Here is an 11745-nt window from a genome sequence, read left to right on the forward strand (position 1 = left end):
AGACCGACCCTCTCATAGGGTCGGGGCATGCAGGGTCTGGACTTGGTGGGGCGGTGGCCCGTCGACGCGGCGGCGGCCGCGGTGGTGACGGCGGACGGCGTGGTGGTGGGCAGCGTCGGCGACCAGGGGCGGGAGTTCCCCTTGGCGTCGGTGACGAAGCTGCTGACGGCCTACGCGGTGCTGGTGGCGGTGGAGGAGGGGGCGGTGGAGTGGGACCAGCAGGCCGGTCCCGCGACCGTCCGGCACCTCATCGCCCACACCGCGGGCCTCGCCTTCGACACGCGGACCCAGCAGGCGGAGCCGGGTACCCGTCGGATCTACTCGAACGCGGGTTTCGAGGTCCTGGCCGAGACGATCACCGAGGCCACGTCCATCCCGTTCGCCACGTACCTGACCGAAGCCGTCTTCGACCCGCTCGGCATGGTCACGTCGTCCCTACCGGGCTCAGCAGGCGCGGGCGGCGTCTCCACCTGCGCCGACCTGACCCGCTTCGCCGCGGAGTTGCAGCGCCCGACCCTGGTGTCCCCGGAGACGCTGGCGGCGGCGACCACCGTCGCCTTCCCGGGCCTCAACGGCGTGCTGCCGGGCTACGGCATGCAGAAACCGAACGACTGGGGCCTGGGCTTCGAGATCCGCGACCACAAGAGTCCACACTGGACAGGAAAAACCAGCTCGCCGGAAACCTACGGCCACTTCGGCCAATCAGGCACCTTCCTCTGGGTGGACCCGACCGCAAAAGCCGCCTGCGTCACCCTGACAACCCGCCCCTTCGGCGACTGGGCGATAGCGGCGTGGCCCCCCTTCACAGACGCGATCCTGCACGACCTCGCCACGCGCTGATCGAGGCCCGGCCGGCTATCCACATAGCCGCTACCTGTCCACAGACCACCAGCCCGCTGAGGCGCGATCCCAGTGCACCGCAAGCGTATTGGCGCACCGCGTCCCTGGCCGGTTATCCACATGACCCCGACTTGTCCACCAACAAACACCAAGGTATTCCCCGCTGACCAACGAGGAAGGTAGCGTTGAAATCGGGGGATCCTCCGACCTGTCCCGATCACTAGACGCTTGTCTCGTCGAGTTGTCCACATGCGCCCGAGTTGTCCACAGCGCGCCGCCAACGGTTCCTCTTGCTTGACGGCGGGCGGTAGCGTTGACAACGGGGGACCCTTGACCTCAAGAGGTCGTCGCGCCACCGTGTTTGACCAGCAGTTCGTTCAGCTTCTCGACGGGTTTGTACCCAATCCAGGGCCTGTCGAGGGCGACCGTTGAACTCGCGATCCGGTCCGCGGACCGGTCGTGCGGGACCCGGAACAGCATCACGAACCGCGTCAGCCGTTCCACCAGGGTCAGGATCTGGGATTCGCAAGCGGATCCAAGGACGAGGTCGCCCTCCCAGAAGCCAGGCACGGCACGGTCGCCGGCCTCTTTCAGGCGCTCGCCGATGTTGACCACGCCCACGATCAGGTCGCGCCTGGGCCGCTTCGCCGACGGAGACACCTATTTCGCCCGGCCCGACCGCAGGGCCTTGCACATCATGGCCCGCAGCGCAACCACACGATCTCCGATCACTCATCCACGAAGATCATCCCATGCCCGGCGCATCGACCCCTTGAGGTCAAGCCCTTCCGGCTTTTCCCGGTCACCGGACGCTCGTCTCGTCGAGTTGTCCACATGCGCCCGAGCCATCCACAGCGCGCCGCCAAGGGATTCTCTTGGTTGGTGGCGCGCGGTAGCGTTGAAAACGGGGGATTCCGGCGGGGTTGATCTTGTTCGGCTTAGGTGGGGCGGGTCAGGCCTGCTTCGCCTGCCTTGCGGCTGAGGACGACGTCGTCGGTTCGTTCGAGGGCGGCTGCTTTTCGGATGGGGTCGACGGTTGTGTCGTGGGTCAGGTCGCGGAGGCGGATGGGTGGGCCGAGGTCCACGAGGGTGGGGAGGTACTCGGCGCGGTCGACGGTCCAGCCGGCGGGGGACTTGGTGAACCGGAAGCGGGCCAGGGCGCCTTCCTCGGTGTCGCCCTTGGGTTCTTCGTGCCGGGCGACGAGGTTCCCGAGGCCGTAGGTGACCCACTTGCCGTTGATCTTCTCGAAGGGCTGCACGACGTGCGCGTGGTGGCCGATGATCAGGTCGATCGACGGGTCGTTCAGCAGCTGCTTGGCGATGCGCTGCTGGTCGGTGCTGGGGTTGTGCTGGCCCTCGATGCCCCAGTGCAGGCTCGCGACGACGACTTCCGCGCCCGCCTGCTTCGCCTTGCGCGCCGCCGCGAGCACGGCGTCGGGGGCGAGGAGGTTGGCCAGCCACGGGGTGGCGGCCGGGCGGGTGGTGCCCTGGTTGAAGCCGAAGCTGTAGGACAGGAAACCGACCTTGACCCCGGCCACGTCGCGGATCAGGGGCGTGGCGGCCTCCTGCTGGCTGCGCGCCGAGCCGGTGTGGGTGATCTTCGCGGCGTCGAGTGCGTCGAGGGTGTTGGTGACGCCGGTCGGCCCCTGGTCGAGGGTGTGGTTGGAGGCGGTGGAGCAGGTGTCGAACCCGGTCGTGGCCAGCGCGGGCGCCAGCTCCGGCGGCGCGCTGAACTGCGGGTACCCCTTGAACGGCCCGCTCTTGTCGGCGATCGGCACCTCGAGGTGGCAGACGGCCACGTCGACGGCGTCCAGCGCGGGCTTGATCCCGGCGAGCAGCGGGCCGTAGTCCCGCGAACCGCCGCCGTCCTTGGTGGCCTGTTCGGTGAGGGCGGGGTGGATGAGGACGTCGCCGCCCGCGATGAGGGTGAATGTACCGGGCTTGGCGGTAGGCGTCGACGGCTGCACCGAACCGCCGGTGGCGGCTGTGGTGCCGGTCGGCTCGTCGGGCACCTGCCCGACGGTGGGGTCCCCGGTGCAGGCGGAGAGGAACGCGGCGGCGGTCGCGAGGCAGGCGGCGAACCGCGCGGCCGGTCGAACAGCGGCGATCTCAGTGGCGGGCTTGGTCATTGGGCATCGAAGAGCGCGCTGACGGATTCGCCGTTGTGGATGCGGCGGACGGCTTCGGCCAGTGCGGGGGCGATGGAGAGGACGGTGAGCTTGTCGGAGCGCTCGTGCAGGGGGACCGTGTTGGTGCAGACGATCTCCAGGACCTCCGGGTGCGCGCCGATGCGGGTGAGGGCCCCGGCGGCGAAGAGGCCGTGCGTGCACGCGACGCGGACGGAGCGGACGTTGTGTTCGCGCAGGCGGGCCAAGAGTTCGATGACGGTGCTGCCCTTGGCGATCTCGTCGTCGAGGACGATGATGTCGCGGCCGTCGATCTCGCCGATCACCGACGAGATGGCGACCCGGTCGTCGGCGTAGCGCTGCTTGGCCCCGGCCGCGACGGGGACGCCGAGCAGGCGGGCGAAGCGGGCGGCTTCCTTGACGTTGCCGAGGTCGGGCGAGACGACGGTGGTGTTGGACAGGTCGAGCTTGCGGAAGTGCCCGGCCAGCTCGCTCAGCGCGTGCAGGTGGTCGACGGGCACGCTGAAGAACCCGTGCACCTGCGGCGAGTGCAGGGTCATCGCCAGCACCCGGTTCGCACCGGCGGCGACCATCAGGTCGGCCACCAGCCGGGCCCCGATGGAGATCCGCGGCGCGTCCTTCTTGTCCGACCGCGCGTAGGCGTAGTGGGGCAGCACGACCGTCGTCCGGGCCGCCGAGGCGCCGCGGGCGGCGTCGAGCATCAGCAGCAGCTCGACCAGGTTCTCCTGCACCGGCTGCACCAGCGGCTGGATGAGGAAGACGTCGCGCTCGCGGCAGTTCGCCTGCAACTGCACCTCGATGCAGTCGTTGGCGAACCGCTCCACCTTCACCGGGCGCAGCGGCACCCCCAGCTGCGCCGAGATCTCCGCGGCGAGCTCCGGGTGGGCACTACCGCCGAACAACGCGATCTCGCGCACGAGCACTCCCTGATTCGAACCGAACTCCGGGCCGTGACATCGCAGCATCGCTGCGACCCAACCCTAGTGGCCAGCCGAATCAGGGCTTCACCGACCGTGTGACCTCACCTCCGCCGACGCCAGAAGAGGACGAGGAGCGCCACAGCGACGGCGACCACCACCGGCAGCAACCGCCGACCGACCGGGGCACCCGCGTATTCAAGGAGGTCGATGGGTTCGGCCTCCGGGGTGACCGCGCGCAGCGGTGGCGCCTTGGTGGCGGACTCCCCCGTGGCCTGACCGGGCTGCCCGGCAGCCGGGGTGCTGTCGTCCGCCGCACTCGGCTGTGGCTGATCGTCGGCAGAAGCCGGCGGCCCCTCGGTCTCCGCCGCGGGGTGGTCGGGCTCGGCAGCGGCCGGGGTGTGCTCGTCCCGTTCGCCCGCGGGCGGTGGGCCGTCGCCCGGGGTGGAGCTGGTCGGTATGTCCTCCTTGTCGTTGGCTGGGGCTTCGGGTTGCTGATCGGGTAAGGGAGTGGCAGCCGGTTCCGGGGTGGTGAGGGTGTCGGCGAGGTTGGTGGCGAAGGTGTCGAGGAGTCGGGCGCCGACCTCGGAGATCAGTCCCCTGCCGAGTTGGGCGGGTTTGCCGGTGATGGTGAGGTCCGTGGCGACGTTTCCCGTGGTGGAGTCCGGGCCGTCGGCGGTGAGGGTCAGGGTGACGGTGGCGGCGGCGGTGCCGTTGCCCTTGGCGTCCTTTCCGGATGCCTTGATCACCAGGCGGTAGCTGCCGTCGTCGCGGTCGGTGAACTCGCCGGTGCCGCGGTAGAGGAGGGAGATCGGGCCCAGTTTGACCTTGACGGTGCCGGTGAACCTGGGGCCGTCGACGCCGGTGAGGGTGGTGCCCGGCAGGCAGGGGGCGACGCGTTCGGGGTCGAGGAGTGCGGTCCAGACGGTGTCGATGTCGGCGGGGACGGCGAAGCGGTGTTCGAGTTCCACGGTTCCCCCTACGCGCCGACGGCGGCGGTCAGGGCGCGCGAGGTGAGGACGCGGGCCAGGTGTTGGCGGTAGGTGCTGTCGGCGTTGGTGTCGCTGGTCGGGCGGGTTCCCTCGGCGGCGTGGGCGGCGGCGGAGGTGATGGCCCCGGGGCTGGCCGGGCCGCCGATCAGGGCGGCTTCGACGGCGTGGGCGCGGACCGGGATCGAGGACATGTTGGTCAGCGCGACGCGGGCGTCGGTGATGACGCCGTTCTCCGCGCGGACGGTCGCGGCGACGGCAACGATCGACCAGGCCTGGGCGACGCGGTTGAACTTCTCGTAGTGGGCGCCCCAGCCGGTGTGCTTGGGGATGCGCACCTCGACCAGGATCTCCTCCGGGCGCAGGGCGGTGGTGAAGTAGTCGACGAAGAAGTCCTTGGCGGCCACCGACCGGCGACCGTCCATGCCGCACACCACCAGTTCCGCGTCGAGCGCCAGGACCGGGGCGAGCAGGTCGCCCGCCGGATCGGCGTGGACGACGGCGCCACCGAGCGTGCCCTGGTGCCGCACCTGCGGATCGGCAACGGTGTCGGTGGCGAGTCGTAGTAGCGAGGCGTGATCGTGCACGAGGGGATCTCGCTGGACGTCGTAGTGGGTCGTCATCGCGCCGATGACGATGGCGTCGCCGTCGTCGCGGATGCCGCGCAACTCCGGGATGCGGCCCAGGTCGATGAGCTTGCCCGGGTCGGCCAGCCGCAGCCGCAGCACCGGGATCAGGCTCTGCCCACCCGCGATGATCTTGGCCTCCTCGCCCGCGTCGGCCAGCAGCCGGACCGCTTCGTCCACAGTGGAGGGTACGAGGTAGTCGAACGCCGCGGGGATCACGCCGCACCTCCGGTGGATTCGATGGTGTGACGGGAGCCAAGCCCTCCCCATGGGAGCGATGCGCTCGCGACCGCGTCGAGCACAGCGCCACCGGCGGCCAGCAGTGGGAGTTCGGCCGGGGCGATGGAGAGGGTGGGGTGGACGAACGCCGAGGGGATCGTGCCCAAGCGGGAGGTGACGGCGAGCGGTGGGAGTTCGGTTGGGACGTTGGACGGGGTGAGCCGGGCGAGCGCTGTGGGGGTCATGCCGTACCTCCGGTGGGCTCGGTCGGGGTGACGGAACCCAGGCCGCCGCCGGGGGCCGGTGTGGTGGATGGGGTGCTTGGGTTGGCGCCGTTGATGGCGGCCCAGACTCGGTATGGGGTGCAAGGCATTTCCACGTCGTTGACGCCCAGGTGGCGGACCGCGTCGACGATCGCGTTGACCACGGCTGGGGTGGAGGCGATCGTGCCTGCTTCGCCGACGCCCTTGGCGCCCAGTTGGTTTGTGGTGGAGGGGGTTTCGGTGCGGTCGGTGTCGAAGTGCGGGAGGTCGGCGGCGGAGGGGACCAGGTAGTCGGCCAGGGTTCCCGTGGTCAGGGTTCCGCTTTCGTCGTGGATGGCTTCCTCGTACAGCGCTTGGGCGATGCCCTGCGCCAGGCCACCGTGGACCTGGCCCTCGACGATGATCGGGTTGACCACCTTGCCCACGTCGTCGACGCAGGCGTACTTGCGGATTCGGGTGAAGCCGGTCTCCGTGTCGACCTCGACCGCGCACAGGTGGGTGCCGTGCGGGAAGGAGAAGTTGTCCGGGTCGAAGGTGGCCTCGGAGTCGAGGGTGGGTTCGACGCCGTCCGGCAGGTCGTGGGCGGCGAACACGGCCAGCGCCACGTCGGTGATGCCGGTCGACCGCTCGGTGCCCCGGACGGTGAACCGCCCGCCCGCGAACTCCAGGTCGTCCTCGGCGCACTCCATCAGGTGCGCGGCGACCCGCCGGGCCTTCTTGATGACCTTCTCCCCCGCCTTGAGCACCGCCATGCCCCCGACGGTCAGCGAGCGCGACCCGTACGTGTCCAGCCCGCGCGGTGAGATCTGCGTGTCGCCGTGCAGTACCTCGACGTCCTCGAACGGCACGCCCAGTTGGTCGGCGACGATCTGGCTCCACGCCGTCTCGTGGCCCTGGCCGTGCGCGGACGAGCCGGTGACCACCTCGACCTTGCCGCTGGGCAGCATCCGGATCTGTGCGTGCTCCCAACCGCCCGCGCCGTAGGACAGCGCGCCGAGCACGCGGGACGGTGCCAGCCCGCACATCTCGGTGAACGTCGACGTGCCGATGCCGAGCTGGACGACGTCGCCCCGGGCACGCCGTTCGCGTTGCTCGGCCCGCAGCGCGTCGTAACCCAGGAGTTCCTTGGCGCGGGCGGTGGCGGCCTCGTAGTTGCCGCTGTCGTACTCCAGCCCGGCGACCGTGGTGAACGGGAACTCGTCGTGCTTGATCCAGTTCTGCTCGCGCACCTCGATCGGGTCGCGACCGAGTTCGACCGCGAGTTCGTCCATCAGCCGCTCGATGGCGTACGTCGCCTCCGGCCTGCCCGCACCACGGTAGGCATCTGTCGGGACCTTGGTGGTGAACACGTTCGTGCACTCGAACCGGTACGCCGGGAACTTGTAGATGGCGTTGAACATGAAGGCACCCAGGATCGGCACGCCGGGGGTGACCAGCCGCAGGTACGCGCCCATGTCGGCGAGCAGCTCCACCTTGAGCCCGGTGACCGTGCCGTCGCGCCGGGCGGCCAGGGTGAGCTTCTGCAGCTGGTCGCGGCCGTGGTGGGCGGAGAGCAGGGACTCCGACCGCGTCTCGGTCCACTTCACCGGTTTGCCGATCCGCTGGGCGACGACCATGGCCACCACCTCCTCCGGGGTGACCTGGAGCTTGCCGCCGAAGCCGCCGCCGACGTCCGGGGCGATGACGCGGACCTTGTGCTCCGGTGTGCCGGTGGTGAGGGCGAGCATGAGCCGCAGGATGTGCGGGATCTGGGTGGCCGACCACATGGTCAGCTGCTCGCCGGTCGGGTCGACCACGACCGACCGGGGTTCCATGAAGGCCGGGATGAGCCGCTGCTGGCGGTACGTGCGCTCGATCAGCACCTCGGCCGCGCCGATGGCCGCGTCCACGTCGCCGCCCGTGCCCGCCTCGGCGGAGTCGAACACCCAGCGCGCGGACCGGTTCGTGCCCAGGTCGGGGTGGACGAGGTCGCTGTCGGCCGCGGCGCTCGCCAGGTCGAGCACGACGGGCAGGTCGGCGTAGGTGACGTCGATGCCGACCAGCGCGTCCTGGGCCTGCGCCGCCCCGCGCGCGACGACCACCGCTACCGCCTCACCGGCGAAGTTGACCTGGTCGACGGCCAGCGGCGGCGCGGGCGGCGCCTTCTGGTCGGGGGTGATCGGCCACGCGCACGGCAGGCTGCCCTGGGCCGCGGCCAGGTCGCGGCCGGTGAACACCGCGATGACCCCCGGCATCCGCCGGGCCTCCTCGGTGTCGACGGCGGTGATCCGCGCGTGCGCGACCGGGCTGCGCAGGAACGCCAGGTGCAGCAGGCCGGGCAGGGTGAGGTTGTCGGTCCAGCGGGTGCGGCCGGTGACCAGCCGCGCGTCCTCCTTGCGCAGCCGGGCGCGGCCGACCTCGGGTTCGGCGGTCGTGGTCATCACTCACCACCCACCATCTGGCCCGCCACCCGCTCGGCCTCCGGACCCGCGCCGGGGCGCATCCGGTGGGCCGCGTCGCGGACCGCGCGGACGATGTTCTGGTAGCCCGTGCACCGGCAGAGGTTGCCCTCGAGCCCGTGCCGCACGGCCCGCTCGTCCGGGTCGGGGTCGTCGGCCAGCAGATCGATCGCCTGCATGATCATCCCCGGGGTGCAGAACCCGCACTGCAGCGCGTGGTTGTCGTGGAACGCCCGCTGGACCGGGTGCAGCTCCCCGTCCCTGGCCAGCCCCTCGACCGTGGTGACCTCGCGGCCGTCGGCCTGCACGGCCAGCACCGAGCAGGACTTCACGCTGCGCCCGTCGAGGTGGACGGTGCACGACCCGCAGTTGCTCGTGTCGCACCCGACGACGGTGCCCGTCTTGCCGACGACCTCGCGCAGGTAGTGCACGAGCAGCAGGCGTGGTTCGACGTCGTCGGTGTAGGCCGTTCCATCGACCGTGACGGTGATCCGCATCGGGCCTCCAGACTGGGTGGGAGCGGGGTGATCGGGCTCACAGACGAGCCTGCCCCTGGTCGGCGCATCCGCACAAGCCCCCACCCCGGCGCCTGTGGACAACTCGCGATCTTGAACCCACCACTACCCCGCTGAGCTGCGAGATCAGCCGTGGATCCGTCCGGAGAGGACGGAGAGCGGGCGCCCGCCACCACCCCACCGGGTGGCGATGATCTCGGCGGCGATCGACACGGCGGTCTCCTCCGGCGTGCGCGCTCCCAGGTCGAGGCCGATGGGCGAGGCGAGCCGGGCCAGTTCCACCGGGCCGACGCCCGCCGCGCGCAACCGGGCCAGCCGGTCCTCGTGCGTGCGCCGGGACCCCATCGCGCCGATGTAGCCGAGATCGCTGCGTAGCGCGATCTCCAGCACGGGGATGTCGAACTTGGGGTCGTGGGTCAGCACGGTCACGACGGTGCGCTCGTCCACGCGCCCTGCCACCAGTTCCGCCGCGAGGTAGCGGTGGGGCCAGTCGACGACGACCTCGTGCGCGCTGGGGAAGCGGCTCGCGGTCGCGAAGATCGGTCGGGCGTCGCAGACCGTGACCCGGTAACCCAGGAAGGCGCCCATACGCGCCATGGCGGCGGCGAAGTCGATGGCGCCGAAGACCAGCATCCGGGGCGGCGGCTCGAAGGTGCTCACGAACACCGTCATGCCCTCACCGCGCCGCTCGCCGTCCGGGCCGTAGGTGACTGTCCCACTGCGCCCGGAAGCCAGCAGCCCACGCGCGTCGTCGATGATCGCCGCGTCGACGCGGTCGGACCCCGTGCTGCCAAGCGTTCGGTCAGGCCAAACCACGACCCTCTTACCCAACCTGGCCTCATCGGGGTGGGAGACGACGGTGGCCAGTGCGACCGGTTCCTCGTCCCGGACCGACGTGGCCAGCGCGCTCAGCTCGGGGAACGCCTCCCGGGTGACCCGCTCGACGTAGATGTCGATGATCCCGCCGCAGGTCAGGCCCACCGCGAAGGCGTCGTCGTCGCTGACACCGTAGCGCTGGAGCACCGGCCGACCGGTGTCGAGCACGTCGCGTCCCACCTCGTAGACCGCGCCTTCGACACACCCGCCGGACACACTGCCCGCGACGGTCCCATCGGCCGCGACCACCATCGCCGCGCCTGGCGCGCGGGGTGCGGAGGAGAAGGTCGCCACGACGGTGGCCAGCGCAGCGGGTTCCCCGGTGTCGTAGTGGCGCAGGAGTCCATCGAGTACGTCACGCACGGCGCACCTCTTGCAGCAGGAGATCGAGCGTGGCCACGCTGTGGCCCGCGAGCAACCGGTCTACGTGCGGTAGCGCCACCGCGATACCGGACTGCACGGGCTCGTACGTCGGTGAACCCGCGTGCGGATTGACCCAGAACACGCGGTGGGCCAACCGCGCCAGTCTGGCCATCTGGTCGCCCAACAACGTCACGTCGCCGCGCTCCCACCCGTCGGAGAACACCACCACTACGGCGCGTCGGGCGACCCCGCGCTGTCCCCAGCGGTCGAGGAACGCCCGCACGCTCTCGCCCAACCGGGTACCACCCGCGAAGTCGGGTACCGCGCGCGCAGCGGCGGTCAAGGCGAGTTCGGGGTCGCGCTGCCGCAGTTGGCGAGTGAGCCTGGTCAGCCTGGTGCCCAGGGTGAAGACCTCGGCAGGCGCGCGGCGGGCCACCGCATGCGCGAACCGCAGCAGCGCGTCGGCGTAGGGGCGCATGGACCCGGAGACGTCGATGAGCAGCACCACCCGCCGTGGCCTGGGACGACGGCGCTTGTGGACCAGCCGGGCGGGCTCGCCGCCGCTGGCCCGCATGATCCGCAGCACGCGCCGGTCGTCCACCCGCCCGCGCCTGTCCGGCCGCCAACGCGGGCCGGTCCGCTGGGGCGGCTCCGGGCGCAGCAGGGCGATCATCTCCCTGAGGTGGGCGCGCTCGGCCTCGGTCAGTTCGGCGATGTCGCGGTGCCGTAGTACCTCGGTGGAGCTGGCCAGACGGTCCACCTGCTTGGCCTCACCCGCACCAGCGCCGTTGGACGCAAGAGCGGCCAGATGTGCCCTCTTGCGCCGATTAGGCCCACCGGGGCGCGGTTGGCGCGGGATCTCACCGGCGAACCACGCGCGGAAGGCCGCGTCGTACTTCGGCAGGTCGTCGGGCTCGGCGCACAACGCCACGCGGCCCGCCCAGTACACCTGTCCGACCTCGGCGACGTCAAGCAGCTCGAGCGCCGAGAGATACGCGTGGACCCGCTCCGGGCCGCAAGCCACCCCCGCCGCGCGCACCGCGGCGGCGAACCCGACCAGCCCGGGCAGGGGATCCTCCAAGCCGCACCTCACGCCATGTCTTCGGCCAGTTCGGCGAGGACCGCACGACAGTCCGCCAACACCTTCTTACCTCGTTTGGTCGTCCGGTACCGGCGCACACGTCGGCCGTCCACCACCTCCGTGCGCGACTTGAGCAATCCAGCCTCTTGCAGGCGGTGCAGCAGCGGGTAGAGCGTGCCGGGCGACACGCGGTGCCCACGCGCGGCCAGGTCCTCGGCGAGCAAGGCGCCGTGGACCTCGGCGACAGCGGCGTAGCGGAGCACCCGCAGCCGCAGCGCCCCGTTGGCGAACTCTCGGACCACATCCATCGCTCCACGATATCGCACACCGATATCGACTGCCGATAAGTAGTCATAACTGCTGTATATAGCCGGTAAACAGACTAAATATCGGATCACGATATCGAGATCCGATAGGAAAACCGTTGCGCCACAAGGATGTGAATCACGACACGTCGGTAATGGATCGATG

11 protein-coding genes and 1 pseudogene are annotated in these 11745 nt (G+C 70.6%); 1 reads left to right on the plus strand and 11 read right to left on the minus strand.

What is annotated here, in order from left to right; translation table 11 throughout:
- Window positions 1-27 precede the first annotated feature (27 nt).
- Entirely contained in the window at window positions 28-840 is an 813-nt protein-coding gene (locus tag CLV40_RS05555; RefSeq protein WP_104477572.1) for a serine hydrolase domain-containing protein, read from the plus strand.
- Between the two features lie 465 nt (window positions 841-1305).
- On the opposite strand, the pseudogene CLV40_RS39330 reads toward CLV40_RS05555, so the two are convergent.
- From CLV40_RS39330 to CLV40_RS05610, 11 genes and pseudogenes are all read right to left on the minus strand, one after another.
- Window positions 1306-1464: pseudogene (locus tag CLV40_RS39330) on the minus strand (IS30 family transposase); the annotation flags it as partial.
- A gap of 314 nt (window positions 1465-1778) precedes the next feature.
- Window positions 1779-2969: a CapA family protein gene (locus CLV40_RS05565; protein WP_104477576.1), complete on the minus strand. Its 1191-nt coding sequence runs from the start codon at window positions 2967-2969 to the stop codon at window positions 1779-1781.
- A complete protein-coding gene (locus CLV40_RS05570; protein WP_104477838.1) occupies window positions 2966-3904 on the minus strand; it encodes a ribose-phosphate diphosphokinase in 939 nt (312 codons plus the stop codon). The genes CLV40_RS05565 and CLV40_RS05570 overlap by 4 nt, the downstream gene beginning before the upstream one ends.
- 104 nt (window positions 3905-4008) lie before the next feature.
- Window positions 4009-4875 carry an SRPBCC family protein gene (locus tag CLV40_RS05575; protein WP_104477578.1) on the minus strand — a complete coding sequence of 289 codons (867 nt, stop codon included), beginning with the start codon at window positions 4873-4875 and terminating at the stop codon, window positions 4009-4011.
- A gap of 8 nt (window positions 4876-4883) precedes the next feature.
- Entirely contained in the window at window positions 4884-5738 is an 855-nt protein-coding gene (locus tag CLV40_RS05580) for an FAD binding domain-containing protein (RefSeq protein ID WP_104477580.1), read from the minus strand.
- Entirely contained in the window at window positions 5735-5983 is a 249-nt protein-coding gene (locus CLV40_RS05585) for a hypothetical protein (RefSeq protein ID WP_104477582.1), read from the minus strand. Before CLV40_RS05585 ends, CLV40_RS05580 begins: the two co-directional genes overlap by 4 nt.
- A complete protein-coding gene (locus CLV40_RS05590) occupies window positions 5980-8421 on the minus strand; it encodes a xanthine dehydrogenase family protein molybdopterin-binding subunit (protein ID WP_104477584.1) in 2442 nt (813 codons plus the stop codon). The genes CLV40_RS05585 and CLV40_RS05590 overlap by 4 nt, the downstream gene beginning before the upstream one ends.
- A complete protein-coding gene (locus CLV40_RS05595; RefSeq protein WP_104477586.1) occupies window positions 8421-8936 on the minus strand; it encodes a (2Fe-2S)-binding protein in 516 nt (171 codons plus the stop codon). Before CLV40_RS05595 ends, CLV40_RS05590 begins: the two co-directional genes overlap by 1 nt.
- A 144-nt stretch (window positions 8937-9080) precedes the next feature.
- Window positions 9081-10193 (minus strand): XdhC family protein, encoded by a 1113-nt coding sequence (locus CLV40_RS05600; RefSeq protein ID WP_104477588.1) that lies wholly within the window; start codon window positions 10191-10193, stop codon window positions 9081-9083.
- Window positions 10186-11274: a vWA domain-containing protein gene (locus tag CLV40_RS05605; RefSeq protein ID WP_104477590.1), complete on the minus strand. Its 1089-nt coding sequence runs from the start codon at window positions 11272-11274 to the stop codon at window positions 10186-10188. Before CLV40_RS05605 ends, CLV40_RS05600 begins: the two co-directional genes overlap by 8 nt.
- 8 nt (window positions 11275-11282) lie before the next feature.
- Window positions 11283-11582 (minus strand): PadR family transcriptional regulator, encoded by a 300-nt coding sequence (locus CLV40_RS05610; RefSeq protein WP_104477592.1) that lies wholly within the window; start codon window positions 11580-11582, stop codon window positions 11283-11285.
- Window positions 11583-11745: the final 163 nt, after the last annotated feature.

The sequence above is a fragment of the Actinokineospora auranticolor genome (assembly GCF_002934265.1).
GTDB lineage: Bacteria > Actinomycetota > Actinomycetes > Mycobacteriales > Pseudonocardiaceae > Actinokineospora > Actinokineospora auranticolor.